18 protein-coding genes are annotated in these 17775 nt (G+C 63.2%); 4 read left to right on the forward strand and 14 right to left on the reverse strand.

The features are described 5' to 3' along the window. Positions 1–17: 17 nt before the first annotated feature. The 4 genes from NKJ35_RS02590 to NKJ35_RS02605 form a co-directional block, all read right to left on the reverse strand. Positions 18–632, reverse strand: coding sequence for a hypothetical protein (locus NKJ35_RS02590; protein WP_352644763.1), 615 nt, complete (start codon positions 630–632; stop codon positions 18–20). Positions 633–707: 75 nt separating this feature from the next. Next, on the reverse strand, positions 708–1721 hold the full coding sequence (locus NKJ35_RS02595; protein WP_352644765.1) for a ribonuclease T2 family protein: 1014 nt from the start codon (positions 1719–1721) through the stop codon (positions 708–710). A 120-nt stretch (positions 1722–1841) separates the two neighbouring features. Continuing rightward, entirely contained in the window at positions 1842–2291 is a 450-nt protein-coding gene (locus NKJ35_RS02600; RefSeq protein ID WP_352644767.1) for a MarR family winged helix-turn-helix transcriptional regulator, read from the reverse strand. Further along, positions 2288–3079: an alpha/beta fold hydrolase gene (locus tag NKJ35_RS02605; protein ID WP_352644769.1), complete on the reverse strand. Its 792-nt coding sequence runs from the start codon at positions 3077–3079 to the stop codon at positions 2288–2290. The genes NKJ35_RS02600 and NKJ35_RS02605 overlap by 4 nt, the downstream gene beginning before the upstream one ends. Before the next feature lie 259 nt (positions 3080–3338). Between NKJ35_RS02605 and NKJ35_RS02610 the strand changes: the two genes are divergently transcribed. From NKJ35_RS02610 to NKJ35_RS02620, 3 genes are all read left to right on the forward strand, one after another. Then, entirely contained in the window at positions 3339–4274 is a 936-nt protein-coding gene (locus tag NKJ35_RS02610; protein ID WP_352644771.1) for an alpha/beta fold hydrolase, read from the forward strand. Positions 4275–4352: 78 nt separating this feature from the next. After that, the gene (locus NKJ35_RS02615; RefSeq protein WP_352644773.1) at positions 4353–5528 is read left to right on the forward strand and encodes a CaiB/BaiF CoA transferase family protein; all 1176 of its coding nucleotides are present in this window, start codon (positions 4353–4355) and stop codon (positions 5526–5528) included. Further along, positions 5525–7174: a thiamine pyrophosphate-binding protein gene (locus tag NKJ35_RS02620; protein WP_352644775.1), complete on the forward strand. Its 1650-nt coding sequence runs from the start codon at positions 5525–5527 to the stop codon at positions 7172–7174. The genes NKJ35_RS02615 and NKJ35_RS02620 overlap by 4 nt, the downstream gene beginning before the upstream one ends. 68 nt (positions 7175–7242) lie before the next feature. Here NKJ35_RS02620 and NKJ35_RS02625 read toward each other — a convergent pair whose 3' ends face one another. From NKJ35_RS02625 to NKJ35_RS02645, 5 genes are all read right to left on the reverse strand, one after another. Then, entirely contained in the window at positions 7243–7695 is a 453-nt protein-coding gene (locus tag NKJ35_RS02625) for a CHRD domain-containing protein (RefSeq protein WP_254819028.1), read from the reverse strand. Positions 7696–7842: 147 nt separating this feature from the next. Beyond that, entirely contained in the window at positions 7843–8814 is a 972-nt protein-coding gene (locus NKJ35_RS02630) for an ABC transporter substrate-binding protein (protein WP_254819029.1), read from the reverse strand. A gap of 38 nt (positions 8815–8852) precedes the next feature. Beyond that, a complete protein-coding gene (locus NKJ35_RS02635; protein WP_352475403.1) occupies positions 8853–9989 on the reverse strand; it encodes an ABC transporter permease in 1137 nt (378 codons plus the stop codon). After that, positions 9986–10864: an ABC transporter permease gene (locus NKJ35_RS02640; RefSeq protein WP_352475404.1), complete on the reverse strand. Its 879-nt coding sequence runs from the start codon at positions 10862–10864 to the stop codon at positions 9986–9988. The genes NKJ35_RS02635 and NKJ35_RS02640 overlap by 4 nt, the downstream gene beginning before the upstream one ends. 464 nt (positions 10865–11328) lie before the next feature. Next, positions 11329–12120, reverse strand: a complete 792-nt coding sequence (locus tag NKJ35_RS02645) for an ABC transporter ATP-binding protein (RefSeq protein WP_352453396.1) — start codon at positions 12118–12120, stop codon at positions 11329–11331. A gap of 146 nt (positions 12121–12266) precedes the next feature. Here NKJ35_RS02645 and NKJ35_RS02650 point away from each other — a divergent pair, with 146 nt between their 5' ends. Further along, a complete protein-coding gene (locus NKJ35_RS02650) occupies positions 12267–12671 on the forward strand; it encodes a cupin domain-containing protein (protein ID WP_254819033.1) in 405 nt (134 codons plus the stop codon). A 35-nt stretch (positions 12672–12706) separates the two neighbouring features. On the opposite strand, the gene NKJ35_RS02655 is transcribed toward NKJ35_RS02650, so the two are convergent. From NKJ35_RS02655 to aptA, 5 genes are all read right to left on the reverse strand, one after another. Next, on the reverse strand, positions 12707–13081 hold the full coding sequence (locus NKJ35_RS02655; protein ID WP_352644779.1) for a hypothetical protein: 375 nt from the start codon (positions 13079–13081) through the stop codon (positions 12707–12709). Further along, positions 13078–14529, reverse strand: coding sequence for a dihydropyrimidinase (gene hydA, locus NKJ35_RS02660; protein WP_352475407.1), 1452 nt, complete (start codon positions 14527–14529; stop codon positions 13078–13080). The genes NKJ35_RS02655 and hydA overlap by 4 nt, the downstream gene beginning before the upstream one ends. Before the next feature lie 57 nt (positions 14530–14586). Beyond that, positions 14587–15837: a Zn-dependent hydrolase gene (locus NKJ35_RS02665; protein WP_352644780.1), complete on the reverse strand. Its 1251-nt coding sequence runs from the start codon at positions 15835–15837 to the stop codon at positions 14587–14589. 13 nt (positions 15838–15850) lie between these two features. Beyond that, entirely contained in the window at positions 15851–16252 is a 402-nt protein-coding gene (locus tag NKJ35_RS02670; RefSeq protein WP_352644781.1) for an endonuclease domain-containing protein, read from the reverse strand. A 136-nt stretch (positions 16253–16388) separates the two neighbouring features. After that, entirely contained in the window at positions 16389–17717 is a 1329-nt protein-coding gene (gene aptA / locus NKJ35_RS02675; protein WP_352644783.1) for an omega-aminotransferase AptA, read from the reverse strand. Positions 17718–17775: the final 58 nt, after the last annotated feature.

The following is a 17775-nucleotide window of genomic DNA, read 5'->3' on the forward strand; positions in this document are numbered from 1 at the left end:
GCCTGCGATTGGCTCAATCAGGATTGTTTGCGCCGCTGCCATGCGCCGATCGCAACCGAAACCGCCATCAGCGCGATCGCCAGCCACTTCAACGCGGTAATAATCGGGCCGGCTTCGATGTCGTAGGCAATGAACAGAAGAATGCCCGGTACCAGCAGGCCGCAGAGCACGAGCGTGATCCGGTTGATCTGCCATGACACTTTTGCCGCAAGCGCCTGATCGCCGGGCACGGCGACAATCGCGGCATGTAGCGACTTCGGCGCCACCAGCGCTGTCGAAAGACGCAGCGAGATAGGCAGGCCGATGCCGATGATCAGGAAGGCGCATGCCGCCAGGAGCAGCGAAAACTTGAGCGCACTGGTTTCGGCCGGTAGCGGGAACAGCAGCGCCGCCAGCGGCAGGAAGACACAGAATATCCCCAGCGCGGCGATGGCGATGAAGATCGCCGCGTTGACCAGCGTGAACAATTGGTACGTGCCGCCGCCGACGGGTTTGGCGAGCGTGGTCATGCGCGCCCACTCTACGTCGGTGTAGGAAAAGCCCGGCCACTCCATATGGCCGTCGCGGATCGCCGTCATGCCCTTGGCCCAGAACGCCAGCCGCGCCAGCGCGCCGCCCGTCATGCCGCTCATCGCCACCCCCCTGCGAATTATACCCCCCGGGATCATACCATCCCCGGTGCAAAGCGACAGTCGCGTACGGCCTGTTTACTGGAACCCGACGGCATCGACTGCGCCCTTCGGGCAGCCGGCCTTGGCCGTCGGCGCCGAGGCAAGCAGCAGCGCACCGAGCGAGGCGTTCGACGCAATCGGGCCGGTCAGGCCGAGCGTCAGTTCGCCGATCAGCCGCCTGCCGTTCGAGGGATCGACCACGCAGGAAACGCGGACCCGGTCGCCCGCGCCTTTGCCGAAGGTAACGTCGAAGGTGCCGCGGATCTGATCGGATGTCAGTTGCTTGCCGATGTTCTTGATGAAGAGATCGCGCACCGGCGAAGCGTTCACCGCGCGCATCAGGTTCAGAGCGTCAGAGAAATACTCCTGCTGGCTCGTGCCGTAGCAGGTGCCGTGCTTGATCCATTCATGCCGTTCGAGGGCGGATGCGGTGCCCGGCATCACCTGGTCGAGTTCCGCTCGCGTTTTCGGGTCAAGGGTGACCGGCGGCAAATCCCGCCAGTGCGCTGGATCGTCGTTCGCCTTGTCGCCTGCGGCGACCTGGCAATAGAAATTTCCGTTCGGCTGCGGCCACAATCCATGCAAGGTGAAGTGGGTCGCATCGAAACCGGCGGCGGTCTGCGCCCGGCATTCGGTCTTGTTGGATTTGGTCTCGCAGAAAGCCGGCTGCCAGCTCAGCGCGAAGATATATTCCGGCTTTCCGGACGCCGATGGCTTGTTCGGCTCGGCAGGCGCCGGTGCAGCAGGCATCGTCGACGCGCTGCCGCCCGAAACGTGACCGCAGCTGATCTTGACCCAGCGGCGCTCCGGATCGGCGCCCGGCACGCGAATGAGATAGTGCGTGGGCGCGTCCTTGTTGCCGGCCAGCAGATCGTAGCTCTGGCCAGCCGCAGTCGATATGTTGCCGGGGTTCTTGCCGCTCTTGATCGCCTGCGTTGCCGGACAGGTGGCATCGGCGACGAAAGAGCCGGTCATCTTCACATCGGCCCGCGCCGCGCTTGCGCCAGCAAACGCAAGAAACACCGCCCCCCAGATCGCCCAAATCCGCATTCCGGCACTCCTCATGATTCACGCCGCAAGCTAGAAACTTGCGACATGTCAGAATTACGATTTCTTTCGCCGGCCGTAAAACCAATCGCCAGCGCATTGAGACGGCTCCCGCGTGGTCGATCAGGATCCGCCCGCTTCCACCCGTTCCGTCAGGGTGCGCAGCAGATCAAGCGAGGCTTTCAGCGCGTCGGCGTCCATACCCTCCGAAACGCGGTTCGCCCAAACATGCTGGCGTGTGCCGATATTCTTGACCGCTGCCCGGCCGGCATCGGTTATCGACAACAGCTTGGCGCGGCGATGCGCCGGGTTGTCGGCGTAGGCGGCAAGCCCCTCGGCAGCCAGTATGTCGGCCAGCCGCTGTACGCTCTGACGGGCGAGGCCCATGTCGCGAGCGATGTCGGCCACCGATTTCGGCTCCTTCAAAACCGCACCCAAAACCTGCCAGCGCGCTGCCGTCAGCCCGGTTGGAGCGGCCAGCCGGTCGGCCGCATCCAGAAAACTGCCGTTCATCCTGAACACGGCAAGCACCAGATCGGTGAGCACATTTGCGGCTTCGGTCCTGGTCGTCATTTCTGGCCGGCCTCGATGGTCGCGACGAAATTGTTGACGGCTTCGGCTACGACCTCGGGCTTGTCAAGCATCACCCAATGGCCGCTGCCCGCCACGATCTGGCGCGGAATGTCCGTGCGCAACCGGTAAAGCGCGGCTGGAGTGTCACTGGCCTCGGTAGCCAATACGAACATAGGCCCGCGATACGCATCGAGTGCCGGCTCCGGGTTCCATTCGGCCAGTGCCTTGCCGACACCTGCCCTCGCCGCCGGATCGACCACTGCCGCATCGGCCAGAACACGCTGGCGAACAGCTTCGTTAGGGCCGGCAATCGACGTGTAATAGGCGTTCAGGACATCACGGCCTTGCGGACCGGCCAGATCGCGGACAAAGCCGTCACGAATCGCCTGCGGCAGCGCACGAGGATTGGTCGCCGGGTCGACGAGCAAGACACCGGCGACCCGGTCGGCATGGCTGGCGGCATAAGCGAGCGCCACGCCACCGCCGCCGCTGTGCGCGACAATGAGAAACCGCTTCAGGCCAAACGCGTCGGCCACGGCACCGACATCCATTGCACGACCGTCATAGCCATAGTCACCGTCCTGCGCCGGCGCGGAGGCGCCATGACCGCGAAAATCGAAGGCTACCGCCTCGCGGCCTTCGACGGAGAGCTGCATCACGCGGTCCCAGTGGGAAGCGCGGCTGCAATCTCCATGCAGGAACATGATCGGCAGGCCATTGCCAGCGTTGATCCTATAAGTGGCAAGCTGGCCTTGCGGGCCTGGAACAGTGGACGTCATCATGGTCATCTCCCTGGTTTCCTGACTGAACGCAGCAATCCCTGACAACAGGGTGGCCGTCGTGAAGGCGAAGCCCGCCAGCAAGATTGCACGCCGCGAAATGGCCCCGGTGGTTTTCACAGTCATACCCGCAATCTGCCGCTGACAATTTGACAGTATGCTGTCATGTAATCACATTGACAGCATGCTGTCAATTACGTCGAATGGGCACCTCCGTCCCTTGACGTCGATCGCTGCGTCGCCCAACAGTCGCCGACGGGAGCGAGACATGCCATTTGACAAGCAGAGGATGCTGGCATCGCCGACCGGCGCCGAGCTCAACCTTTATGTGAAACACGCCACCGGCCAACCGCACGCCATTGTCCAGATCAATCACGGGCTGGCCGAGCACGCGGCGCGCTATGCCCGCTTCGCCGATTTCCTCGGCGAGCGCGGCTACCAGATCTACGCCCACGACCACCGTGGCCACGGCGCCACCAAGGCGCCCGATGCGCCACCGGGCAGGTTCGCCGATGCGGATGGCGGTGCCAAGGTCATCGCCGATGTCGCCGCCGTCCATGATCTCATCGCCAGGGAACGGCCTGGCCTGCCGGTCATCGTCTTCGGTCACTCCTTGGGCGCGTCGGTCGCGCTGAACTTTGTCCTCCGCCACTCGCCACGCATCCATGCTGCCGCGATCTGGAACGGCAATTTCTCGGCCGGATTGCTCGGCCAAATCGCGCTGGGCATGCTTGCCTGGGAAAGGTTCCGGCTTGGCTCAGACGTCCCGTCGCGCATGCTGCCCCGGCTGACGTTCCGGGCCTGGGGCAAGGCAGTGCCCGATCGCCGGACGCCATTCGACTGGCTGTCGCGCGATGCCGCCGAAGTCGAGAAATACATCGCCGACCCGCTCTGCGGCTGGGACGCATCGGTGTCGATGTGGCAGGACATCGTCAAGATGACGCTGCATTGCGGCAGCGACCGCAATTTTTCCGGCGTGCGGCGCGACCTGTTCGTCAATCTGGTCGGAGGCGAGCAAGATCCGGCCTCGGACAGCGGCAAGGCGGTCAGCCATCTTGCCGGCCGGATGCACATGATGGGTTTTTCGAATCTCGTTTCAAAGGTTTACGCCAAAACCCGCCACGAAAGCCTGAACGAGATCAACCGAGACATCATCATGGACGATTTTGCCGCCTGGGCCGACCGCGTGCTGAGGGCACAGTGATACTGGCCCATTGCAAGGGCCGTGACAGCGGCGCGCGGGATTGATAGAGGCTGCGCTTTCGACCAACCATGGTGATTCATGACTGAGCCGCCGCTCAAAGGCATCCGCGTCATCGAACTCGCACGCATCCTTGCCGGGCCATGGGCCGGACAGCTGCTTGCCGACCTCGGCGCCGACGTGATCAAGATCGAGAGCCCGGACGGCGGCGACGACACCCGCAAATGGGGACCGCCGTTCGTCATCGGCCATGACGGCGAAAACCTTTCGGCCGCTTATTACCATTCCTGCAACCGCGGCAAGCGCTCCATCGCCGTCGATTTCTCGGCACCCGAGGGCGCCGAGACGGTGCGCCGGCTGGTCGCGACATCGGATGTGCTGATCGAAAACTTCAAAGTCGGCGGACTGAAGAAATACGGCCTCGATTATGACAGCCTGAGGAAAATCAACCCGCGGCTGATCTATTGCTCGATCACCGGTTTTGGCCAGTCGGGACCGTACGCGCCGCGTGCCGGCTATGATTTCATCATCCAGGGGATGGCCGGCATGATGTCGATCACCGGCGAAGCCGGCCGCGAGCCGCAAAAGGCGGGCGTCGCTATATCGGATGTTTTCACCGGGCTTTATTCGGTCATTGCCATCCAGGCGGCGCTTCGCCATGCCGAGAAGACCGGCGAAGGCCAGCATATCGACATGGCGCTCTACGACACCCAGATCTCGACGCTCGGCAACCAGAACCTCAACTATCTCGTCTCCGGACAGTCGCCGGTGCAGATGGGCAATGCGCATATGAACATCGCGCCCTACGAAGTGGTGCCGGTGAAAAATGGCCACATCATCCTGGCGGTCGGCAATGACGGCCAGTTCGCAAAGTTCTGCGCTGCCGTCGGCCTCGACGAGCTGGCGTCGAACCCTGACTTCGCCACCAATCCCGCCCGCGTCGCCAACCGGGCAAAGCTGCGCGAGCACATGATAGAGGCGCTGAAGGCCTTCGATCGCGATCCGCTTCTGGCCAGGCTCGAAGCCGCCGGCGTGCCGGCCAGCCCGATCAACAACATAGGCCAGATGTTTGCCGACCCGCAGACTATCGCGCGCGGCATGCGGCTCGACCTCGATGACGGCCATGGCAATCTCTTGCCCTCGGTGCGGGCGCCGATGGTCATGTCCGGCACGCCGCTGGTCTATGAACGTCCGTCACCGCGTCTCGGCGAACACACCGAAGAAATCCTTGCCGAACTGGAGAGGTCAGGAAAATGAAGACCGGCGGACAACTCATCGTCGATGCGCTCGAAGCCAACGGAACGGACCGTATCTATTGCGTGCCCGGCGAATCCTATCTGGCCGTGCTGGACGCGCTGCATGATTCACCGATCCGCACCATCGTCTGCCGCCAGGAGGGTGGTGCCGCGATGATGGCCGACTGCCACGGCCGCCTGACCGGCAGGCCTGGCATCTGCTTCGTCACCCGCGGCCCAGGCGCCACCAACGCGTCGGCCGGCATCCACATCGCGATGCAGGATTCGGTCCCCCTCATCCTGTTCATCGGCCAGGTCGCCAGCCACGCCAAGGGGCGCGAGGCCTTCCAGGAGGTCGACTACGTCAGGTTCTTCGGCGATATCGCCAAATGGGTGGTCGAGATCGACGACGCCGCACGCATCCCTGAATTCGTCACGCGGGCCTTTTCGGTGGCGACCTCCGGCCGGCCCGGCCCGGTCGTCATCTCGCTGCCCGAGGACATGCTGACCAGCCTCGCCGAGGCACCGCAAGCCCGGCATTACACCCCTGTCGAGACGCGGCCCGGCGAAGTCGAGCTCGACGCGCTGGAAGTGTTGCTCAACAAGGCAAAGCGGCCCTTCGTCATCCTTGGCGGCACGCGCTGGGATGCGCAGGCTGTTGCCCAGATGCGGACGATAGCCGAAGCCTGGTCGCTGCCGGTCGGCTGCTCCTTCCGCCGCCAGATGCTGTTCGACCATCTCCACCCGAACTATGCCGGCGATGTCGGCATCGGCATCAACCCCAAGGTAGCAACCGCCATCAAGCAGGCCGACCTTGTGCTGCTCATCGGCGGCCGTATGGGCGAGATGCCGTCATCCGACTACACGCTGCTGAAGAGCCCCTACCCCGACCAGACACTGGTCCATGTCCATGCCGACGCCGGCGAGCTCGGCCGCGTCTATCGGCCGGCGCTGGCGATCAATGCCTCGCCTGCCGCTTTCGTCGAAGCCTTTGCCCGACGCAAGCCGGCCGCGGGGCCGGTGTGGGCGGCGGAGGCAGCGAAGCTGCATTCGGCCTATCTCGACTGGTCGACGCCTCCGGAGAGCGGCCCCGGCGCCGTCCAGATGGGGCCGATCATGAATTATCTCGAAACGATGCTGCCGGACGACACCATCCTCACCAACGGTGCCGGCAACTACGCCACCTGGGTGCATCGCTACCATCGCTTCCGGCGTTTCGGCACGCAGGCAGCGCCCACATCCGGCTCGATGGGCTACGGCACGCCGGCGGCGGTCGCCGCCAAGCAGCTTTTCCCCGACCGCGACGTGATCGCCTTCGCCGGCGACGGCTGTTTCCTGATGAACGGCCAGGAATTCGCCACCGCCGTGCAATACGCACTGGCGATCATCGTCATCGTCGTCAACAACGGCATCTACGGCACGATCCGCATGCACCAGGAGCGCGAATATCCCGGCCGTGTCGTCGCCACGGATTTGAAGAATCCCGACTTCGCGGCGCTCGCGCGTGCCTATGGTGGTCATGGCGAAACAGTCGAGAAGACCGCCGACTTCGCGCCGGCCTTCGAACGCGCCCGCGCGAGCGGCAAACCGTCGATCGTCGAGATCAGGCTCGATCCCGAGGCAATCACGCCGATGCGGACCATGACCCAGATACGGGACAGGGCCTGATCGCCAACGGGATGGGTCGAATCCCTTTCCAAACTTCAACAGGTTGATGCAGCGCTATGATCGCTGCGCTACATCGTCGACGGCGCCTTTTCGATCTGCCCGCGGATCTCGCCATCCGCGTGGGCCGCGGTGTGGATGTTGACGTAGTATTTGCCCGCCTCCAGGTCGGTCGCCTGGGCATCGGTCAACGTCGCCGAGCCCTTGATCGGGCTCCTCAGCTTGCCTTCGAACGGTATCACCGGGTCGGCGTTTTCGCCCTTTGCCGCCGGGCCGTGAATGTGTGCGGCCTTCGCCGGCCCGCTGAGGCCGGAATATCTCACTGTCCAGCTGAGTTTCTTGGTTGTGGTGTTGAACCTGAGCGTGGCGGTGCCCTTGCCCTTCGTTGTGACGGGCGGGCTCTGCTGAGCACCATCGAGCGTCGCAGTCATCTTTATGGTTTCGGCCAGGGCCGGTGAAGCAGAGAAGATGGCTGCAGAAATGGCCAGCGCCGAAAGCATCGGCGTGAAGGACTGGATGCGCATGGAAACCTCCGTTGTGACACCCTTGAGGCGGATGCACCGGCACAACGATTTTGCGAGCGGATGTTTCCGCCGGTAACGTTCATTTTACATCCCACTAAAAAGGGGCGGTCGCCCGCCCCTTTTCCGCTACAAGCCAGTTTGACAGCCCTATTTGATGGCCTTGTCGGTGATCGCCGTCGTGTAGGCGCCGGTAGGCTCCTTGCTGATGATCTTCTGGTCGAGCAGCGCCTTGGCGGTGCGCTCGTAGGTCGCCGGATCGAGCTTGCCATCGGCATTGTCGATCAGCTTGGCGACCTCGCCCATCATGCGTTTCTGGTGATTCTCGTCCTGGCCGCCATTGTCCATGACGATGCCGGCCGCTTCGTCGGAATTGTCGACGGCGTATTTCCAACCCTTCATCGAAGCGCGCACGAAACGCACCATCTTGTCCTCGAAGGCCGGATCCTTGAGCTTGTCCTCCAGGGCATAGAGCCCGTCTTCGAGCAGATCGTTGCCCATGGCGGAATAGTTGAAGACGGTCAGCTCTTCCGGCTTGTAGCCGGCGTCGATGAGCTGCCAGTACTCGTTATAGGTCATCACCGAAATGCAATCCGCCTGCTTCTGGATCAGCGGCTGCACGTCAAAGCTCTGCTTGAGCACGGTGACGCCGTCCGGCCCGCCATCGGTCTTGAGGCCAAGCTTGTTCATCCAGGCATAGAACGGATACTCGTTGCCGAAGAACCAGACGCCGAGCGTGTGGCCCTTGAAGTCGGCTTCTGTCTTGACCGGCCCGTCCTTCGGGCAGACCAGCTCCATACCGGCTTTCTTGAACGGCTGGGCGATGTTGACCAGCGGCACGCCCTTTTCGCGGGCAGCCAGCGCGCCGCCCATCCAGTCGACGATGACGTCGGCACCGCCGCCGGCGATGACCTGCTCCGGCGCAATATCGGGACCGCCGGGCTTGATCTCGACGTCGAGGCCTTCGGCCTCATAGAAGCCCTTGTCCTTGGCGACATAATAGCCGGCAAACTGTGCCTGGGTGACCCATTTCAGCTGCAGTGTCACCTTGTCTGCGGCCATCGCCTGGAACGCGGCAAGCGACATCGCGCCGGCCAGCATCGAAACAACAAGTCTTTTCATGTTTTACCCTCTGAAGTTAGCGCCCTAAACCCACCGCCCTATCCACCACGGACAGAGGGATGCCAAAACGTGATTGCTCTTTCGAAAAGAGCGACCACGCCATAAAAGACCGAACCCGCAAGTGCTGCAACTGCGATTTCGGCCCACACCATGTCGATGTTCATCCGGCCGACTTCCGTCGAAATGCGGAACCCCATGCCGACCACCGGGGTGCCGAAGAACTCGGCGACGATGGCGCCGATCAGCGCCAGCGTCGAATTGATCTTCAACGCATTGAAGATGAAGGGCGCGGCCGCCGGCAGCCGCAGCTTGAACAGCGTCTGCCAATAGCTCGAGGCATAGGTGCGCATCAGGTCGCGCTCCATATGGCCGGAGGCGGCAAGCCCGGCGACGGTGTTCACCAGCATCGGGAAGAAGGTCATGATGATGACCACCGCTGCCTTCGACTGCCAGTCGAAGCCGAACCACATGACCATGATCGGCGCGACGCCGATGATCGGCAGCGCCGACACCATGTTGCCGATCGGCAAAAGCCCGCGCCGCAGGAACGGCACGCGGTCGGCGGCGATGGCAACGAGGAAGCCGGCGCTGCTCCCCACTACATAGCCGAAGATGACCGCCTTGAAGATGGTCTGCCTGACATCGGCCCCCAGCACCGGCAGCGAGCCGACGATGCGGGCACCGATGGCGCTTGGCGGCGGCAACAGGATAAAGGGAATGCCGGCACCGCGCGTCACCGCTTCCCAGATGATCAGGATCCAGGCGCCGAAGATGGCCGGAATGATCAGGCGCAGGGCGGTTGACGCCCAGCGCGATATCGGGCGAAACGACGACAACACGGTTACGCAGCGCCAGGCCAAAAACCACGCGGCGGCGAGCAGCAGATAGAACGATGCGCGAGCGCTGCCCTCATTGCCGGTTATGCCGGCGAGCAGCATCCACGCCGCGCCATGCGCGCCAAGGAACAGCAACACCACCCCGATCATCGGTGGAAAGTTGTCGGCCTCGATTGCCACGAGCAGCAGAATGAAAATCGAAACCGTAGTCGCCATGCCGTAACCGGGCGTAGCACTGACGAGCGGCAAAACAAGCAGCGCGCCGACAAACAGGACAAGCGCGGCATAACCCTGCCAGGATCGAGGCGTGATTGAGGAAAGGCTCAGGAGCGAGCTCATGCCGGCCTCCCGCCCATGGCGCGGTCGACAAGGCGCCCGGCAATGCCGACCAGCATAACCAGCAGCGCCGCGACCACCGACCCGGCAACCAGCGCCGACCAGATGTCGATGGTCTGGCTGTAGTAGGCGCCGGCGAGCAGTTTGGCGCCGATGCCGGCGACGGCGCCGGTCGGCAGCTCGCCGACGATGGCGCCGACCAGGCTGGCGGCCACCGCCACCTTCATCGAGGTGAACAGGAACGGCACCGAGGCCGGCACCCGCAATTTCCAGAAGGTCTGCGAAGGACTGGCATTATAGGTGTGCATCAGGTCGAGATGGGTAAGCTCGGGCGAGCGAAGCCCCTTCACCATGCCGACCGCCACCGGGAAGAACGACAGATAGGTCGAGATCAGCGCCTTCGGGATCAGCCCGGTGATGCCGACAGCGGCCAGCACAACGATGATCATCGGTGCCACCGCCAGGATCGGAATGGTCTGCGAGGCAATGATCCACGGCATCAGGCTGCGGTCGAGCGTCGCCACATGCACGATGCCGACGGCGATGACGATGCCGAGCGCCGTGCCGAAGGCAAAGCCGAGCAGCGTCGACGACAGCGTCACCCAGGCATTGTAGACAAGGCTGCGGTTCGAGGTGATGCTGCGCAGAAAGGTGTTTTCGAAGAAATTCACTGCCACCTGATGCGGCGCCGGCAGCGTCGGCTTCGGCTGCGCCAGCGTCTTACCTATGAATTCCACAATACCCGGTGTCTGATTGGCGCGGCGGTCGAGATCGCGCTGGAACGGCGTGTTAAGGACGACAGCCATGACGTACCAGACGACGACAACGCCCAGGAGGATCGAGGTCACCGGAACGATCTTGTCGCGAAACGAGTCCATTCTAGCAGGCCTCGCCGGGTAAGCGCCCTCCTCTCCCCAACGGGGAGAGGGTGGCTGGAGCGAAGCGGAGGCCGGGCACTTTCGCCCCGGCATTCGTTTCTTTCGAAGGGCGGAGCAGCCGCGAAGCGGCGTGCGTAAAGGGCGCCCCCAACCACCCCTTCGTCATCCCAGGGCGCAGCGAGGAGCGAAGCGACGCGGCGCAGACCCTAGGATCCATTCCGTTACCTTCCCGTTCCGAAGCGGTGCTGAAAATAGCTCCCTCTCTGGAAGGAACGGCGCTTGCGCTGGCTTGCCCGGCGCTTATTCTCGACCGCTTGCGCGTTTCGGCCGACGTCACGGCATGGATCCTAGGGTCTGCGCACGCCGCTTCGCGGCGGCTCCGCCCTAGGATGACGAATGCACGGTTAGCGCCTCCCTCGCGAGGGCGATGCACCTCCGAACGCGCAAGCCCGTTCCGCGCCGCCTCAATCATCATAGCTGTGCCCCGCCCTCAGCCCGTCCCGCACCCGCGCGGCGATGGCCAGGAACTCCGGCGTCTCGCGGATATCGAGCGGCCGCTTTTTCGGCAGCGTCGATTCTATGACGTCGCTGACACGCCCCGGGCGCGGCGACATGACGACGATGCGCGTCGACAGATACACTGCCTCGGGGATCGAATGCGTGACGAAGCAGATGGTCTTGTTGGTTCGTTCCCAAAGCTCCAGCAACTGTTCGTTGAGGTGATCGCGCACGATCTCGTCGAGCGCGCCGAACGGCTCGTCCATCAACAAAAGGTCGGCGTCGAAGGCGAGCGCCCGCGCGATCGAGGCGCGCTGCTGCATGCCGCCCGAGAGCTGCCAGGGGTATTTCTTCTCGAAGCCGCTGAGGTTGACGAGGTCGAGGGTTCGCTTGATGCGCGCCGCCTGCTCCGCCCTGGACAGGCCCATGATCTCCAGCGGCAGCGCCACGTTGCGCTCGATCGTGCGCCACGGATAAAGTGCGGCCGCCTGAAAGACATAGCCATAGGCGCGGCTCTGGCGCGCCTGCTCGGGCGTCATGCCGTTGACGGAGATGGCTCCCGATGTCGGCTTCTCCAGATCGGCGATCACGCGCAGCAAGGTTGTCTTGCCGCAGCCGGAGGGCCCGATGAAGGACACGAATTCGCCCTTGCCGATGGTCAGGTCGACATTAGACAGCGCCTGCACCGGACCATCGTTGGTCTGGAAGGTCAGGCCAAGCTTGCTTGCCGAAACAACGGCTGGCGATACTCCCGTCATCGGCCGTAGCCTGTCGCTTCCGGCCACTGCGGCGCCGGCCGGAATCCCATTGATTTTACCCCCATGTTGCTTTCCACTCGCCCAGTCCTACTCGCCCCAAATCGACGCGCCCTTGTCCCATCAGATAGACGCCCGGAGTTACCCCGATGTCGCCCAAACCGACGTGCCATCTTATCCGCCCTGAAAGCTCTTATGAAGGCAAACAGGGCCTGAGTTATTTCGCCGGCATCGCCGCCGAAACAGTCGGCTCGTCCGGCATCTGCATGCATCTGCTGACCATGCCGCCAGGTGCCCGCGCCAAGGCGCATTTGCACGAAAACCATGAAACCGCGATCTATGTGCTCTCCGGCGAAGTCCATACCTGGTATGGCGACCGGCTTGAACAGCATATCGTGGTCAAGGCCGGCGATCTTTTCTACATTCCGGCCGGCGTGCCGCATCTGCCGGCCAATCTGAGCGACAGCCCCGCCTCGGCGGTCATTGCCCGCACCGATCCCAACGAACAGGAAAGCGTCGTCCTGCTGCCGGCACTGGACGGGTTGGTCGCCTGAAGCCGGCATCGAGGCGGCGGCCATCATCGGCACCGTCACGAACATGATTTCAGCGGCCCTATCTCCTCAAGGCCGGGGATGGTCACGAAGAAACCGTCCTCTCGTTTGTTGACGACCTTGACGACATCCGTGGTCGTCCCCTCCTCGCCCTCGGCGAAACAGGTGGAGTTCAACAACTGGGTGCCAGGCATCGTCGTTAATCGCTGCGCGAACTCGCAGCCGCTGCCATAGGTTTCGACGCCGTCGGCGGTCAGCACGACATAATCGTCGCTGTCCTGATAACCGAGCCGTACGCCGGCGCAACCGACCTCATTGCCATAGGAACCGGCAAGGACGTCAGCCGCCGCCGGCCCGGCGGCAAGGATCACCGCGGCCAGTGAGATAATCGCACCGTGGCTCGCCAAGCTCAAACGCCCGTCGCCGGGATGCCTGTACGTTCCACCTTGCGCGGCGCGGAAATCTCCTTCCAGGTCGACAGTGCCCGGTTGACCGCCGCGTTGGGCTCGCGAGCGACGAACTCGCCATGGCCGGGCTTTGCCTTGACTTCGTTTTCCTCGATCGACAGTTCGCCGCGCGAGAAGACGAAGCGCGGCAGGCCGGTCACCTCGAAACCTTCGAACACGTTGTAATCGATCACCGACTGCTGCTTCTTGGCCGTGATCTTCTTCTTGCGCTTCGGGTCCCAGACGAGGATGTCGGCGTCCGCGCCTTCGACGATGGCGCCCTTCTTCGGGTACATGTTGAGTATCTTGGCGATGTTGGTCGAGGTCACCGCGACGAACTCGTTCATCGTCAGCCGGCCGGTGTTGACGCCGGTCGTCCACAGCACCGGCAAACGATCCTCGAGCCCGCCGGTGCCATTCGGAATCTTGGTGAAGTCGCCGACGCCGTTGCGCTTCTGTTTGGTGGTGAAGGCACAATGGTCGGTCGCCACCACTTGCAGCGACCCGGCCTGCAGGCCGGCCCACAGCGAATCCTGGTGCCATTTGTTGCGGAAGGGCGGGCTCATGACACGGCGCGCCGCATGGTCCCAGTCCTTGTTGAAATACTCGCTCTCGTCCAGCGTAAGATGCTGGATCAGCGGCTCGCCGAACACCCGCATGCCTTTCTGCCGCGCGCGGCGGATGGCCTCGTGCGCCTGCTCGCAGGAGACATGCACGACATACAGCGGCACGCCAGCCATGTCGGCGATCATGATGGCGCGGTTGGTCGCCTCGCCTTCCACTTCCGGCGGGCGCGAATAGGCGTGCCCCTCCGGGCCGTTGTTGCCCGCCGCCAGCAGCTTCTGCGACAGGGCGGCCACCACGTCGCCATTCTCGGCATGGACCAGCGGCAGCGCGCCAAGATCGGCGCAGCGCTGGAACGACGAATAGAGCTCGTCGTCGTCGACCATCAGCGCGCCCTTGTAGGCCATGAAATGCTTGAACGAGGTAATGCCCCTGTCGACGACGGTGGCCATTTCGTCGAACACCTGCTTGCCCCACCAGGTGATCGCCATGTGGAAGGAATAATCGCAGGACGCCTTCGAGGTCTTGTTGTCCCACATCTGCAGGGCCTCGAGCAGCGATTGCTGCGGCGATGGCAGGCAGAAATCGACGACCATCGTCGTGCCGCCTGCAAGGGCCGCGCGGGTGCCGGATTCGAAGTCATCGGCCGAATAGGTGCCCATGAACGGCATTTCGAGATGGGTATGCGGGTCGATGCCGCCCGGCATCACATAGCAGCCGCTGGCGTCGAACTCATGGTCGCCGTGAAGATCCGGTCCGATGCCGATGATCTTGCCGTGCTTGAACAGCACATCGGCCTTCCACGTCCGGTCGGCGGTGACGATGGTGCCATTCTTGATGACTTTGGTCATTTTCTTGTTCCCTTGTTCTCTCGCGCTTCTTGTGAGCGGCGTTGCGAGGCTATCCCATCATTCGACAATGACCGCCGTGTCCACCACCGCATGGAACAGCACGTCGGCGCCGGCCGCTGCCCATTCCTTGGTGATTTCCTCGGCCTCGTTGTGGCTGAGACCGTCGACACAGGGGCACATCACCATTGCGGTGGGCGCAACACGGTTGATCCAGCAAGCGTCATGGCCGGCGCCCGAGACGATGTTGCGATGCGTATATCCCAGCCGCTCCGCCGCATCCCGCACAGCCTTGACGCAGCCCGCGTCGAAGGTGACCGGGTCGAAATGGCCGACCTGCACGATTTGATATTTGATATCGAGCGCGTCACAGATCGTGTCGATGCCTTCGCGGATGCGCCCGTCCATGGCGTCCAGCACCTCCTTTTCCGGCGAGCGGATGTCGATGGTGAAGACGGTGCGCCCGGCGATGATGTTGCGCGAGTTCGGATAGACCTCCATATGGCCGACCGCGCCGACGGCGTCGGGTTGGTAGTCCATGGCGATCTCGTGCACCAATTCGATCACCCGCGCCATGCCGAGCCCGGCATTGCGCCGCTTCGGCATCGGCGTCGAGCCGGTGTGCGCCTCCTTGCCGGTCAGCGTCACCTGCAGCCATTTCAACCCTTGCCCATGGGTGACGACACCGATGTCGATGCCCTCGTCCTCGAGGATCGGGCCCTGCTCGATATGCAATTCGAAGAAGGCGTGGATCTTGCGGTCACCGACTTTCTCGGTGCCCTTCCAGCCGATCCGTTCGAGTTCCTCGCCGAATTTCTTGCCGTCCTTGTCGACATGTGAATAGACGTCGGCCTGGTCGAGCACGCCGGCGAATACCCCCGACGCCATCATCGCCGGCGCAAAGCGCGCGCCTTCCTCGTTGGTCCAGTTGGTGACGACGATCGGGTGCTTGGTCTTGATGCCGAGATCGTTGAGCGAGCGCACGACCTCCAGGCCGCCGAGCACGCCGAGCACGCCGTCATACTTGCCGCCGGTCGGCTGCGTGTCGAGATGGCTGCCGACATAGACCGGCGGCAGGCTTGGGTCGGTGCCCTCGCGGCGGGCAAACATCGTGCCCATCTCGTCGACGCCCATTTCGAGCCCCGCCTCATCGCACCAGCGCTTGAACAGGTGCCGCCCTTCGCCGTCCTCGTCGGTAACGGTCTGGCGATTGTTGCCGCCGGCGATGCCGGGGCCGATCTTCGCCATCTCCATTATCGAATCCCACAAACGGTCTGAATTGATTCGCAGATTCTCGCCGGGGGCGGCCATATAAAGTCCTCTTCTATTGCGCGGCGTCCCCCTCCCCCTTGAGGGGAGGGTGGCCGCGAAGCGGTCGGGTGGGGTCGCCGAACATACGCGCGACCTTCTCCTTGACCACCTGTGCGACATGCCAAGCGCTGTTTATGACATCGGGCTCATCGACGCGAAAGATATCGAACCCAAGCGATCGCAGATAGGCATCACGGACGGCGTCGTGCCGTTTGCCCTTCTCCTGTTCGTGCAAGTCGCCATCCACTTCCACCACCAGCTTTACAGCGAGGCAAGCGAAGTCGACGATATACGGTCCGATGGGGCACTGGCGCCGGAACTTGATGCCGGCCGATTTCAGCTCGCGCAGTTCATACCAAAGCAGGGATTCGCCCTTGGTCGCGTGAACTCGCAGCGCCCGTGCCTTTTGGCGCATTTCGAAGCTCACACGGGTACGGGGCATCAAAAACGATCTCGCAGCAAAAGATCAGGTCGGCGCACTGCCGCACCGACCCCACCCGGCCGCTTCGCGGCCACCCTCCCCTCGAGGGGGAGGGAAAGCTGCACCTGGTTCAATCCACCGCCCTCAGCACTTCGCGCACGTGGTCGATCAATTCGTTGATCTGGCCTTTGGTGATGATCAGCGGCGGTGACAGCGCGATGATGTCGCCGGTGGTTCGGATCAATGCACCGCGCTCGAACGCCTTCACAAAAGCCGAGAAGGCCCGCTTCGTCGGCTGGCCGGCGATCGGCGCCAGTTCGATCGCACCGATCAGGCCGATATTGCGGATGTCGATGACATTCGGCTCGCCCTTCAGCGAATGCAGCGCGTCCTCCCAGTACGGCGCCAGTTCCTCGCCGCGCGTCAGCAGCCCCTCTTCCTTGTAGGTGTCGAGCGTGCCCAGCGCCGCGGCGCAGGCGATCGGATTGCCCGAATAGGTGTAGCCGTGGAAGAACTCGATCATGTGCTCGGGCCCGGTCATGAAGGCGTCGTGGATTTCCTTCTTCACGAACACCGCGCCCATCGGGATGACGCCGTTGGAGACGCCTTTGGCGGTGGTCATGATATCGGGCGTGACGCCGAAATAGTCGGCGGCAAACGGCGTGCCGAGACGGCCGAAACCGGTGATGACCTCATCGAAAATCAGCAAGATGCCGTGCTTGGTGCAGATCTCGCGAAGCTTCTGCAAATAGCCCTTCGGCGGCAGGATGACGCCGGTGGAACCGGCAACCGGCTCGACGATGACAGCGGCGATTGTCGAGGCGTCGTGCAGGGCAACGATACGCTCCAATTCGTTCGCCAGTTCGGCGCCATGCTCGGGCACGCCCTTGGTGAAGGAGTTCTTTTCCGGCAGATGGGTGTGTGGCATGTGATCGACGCCGCCGAGCAGCGTGCCGAACATCTTGCGGTTTGTAACGATGCCGCCAACCGAAATGCCGCCGAAATTGACGCCGTGATAGCCGCGTTCGCGGCCGATCAGGCGGGTGCGCGAGCCCTCGCCTTTTGCGCGGTGATAGGCGATGGCCATCTTCAGCGCGGTCTCGACCGATTCCGATCCGGAATTGGTGAAGAACACATGGTCCATGCCGTTCGGCGCGATATCGACCAGCCGGTTTGCAAGCTCGAACACGATCGGGTGACCCATCTGGAACGCCGGCGCATAATCGAGCTCTGCCGCCTGGCTCTGGATCGCCTCGGTGATTTTCGGACGGCAGTGGCCGGCATTGACGCACCACAGGCCGGCGGTGCCGTCGAGAACCTTGCGCCCGTCGCTGGTCGTGTAATGCATGTCCTTGGCGGACACGAACATGCGCGGCGCCTGCTTGAACTGCCGGTTTGCCGTGAACGGCATCCAGAATGCGCTGAGATCGTTCGGCGTGACTTTCAGCCGGTTGGACATGACCAAGACTTCCCCTTGTAACCCGTTTCGGTGCGGCTAACGCCTGGTCTTTCCAACA

The sequence above is a fragment of the Mesorhizobium sp. M0136 genome, from assembly GCF_040322515.1.
Classification (GTDB): Bacteria; Pseudomonadota; Alphaproteobacteria; order Rhizobiales; family Rhizobiaceae; genus Mesorhizobium.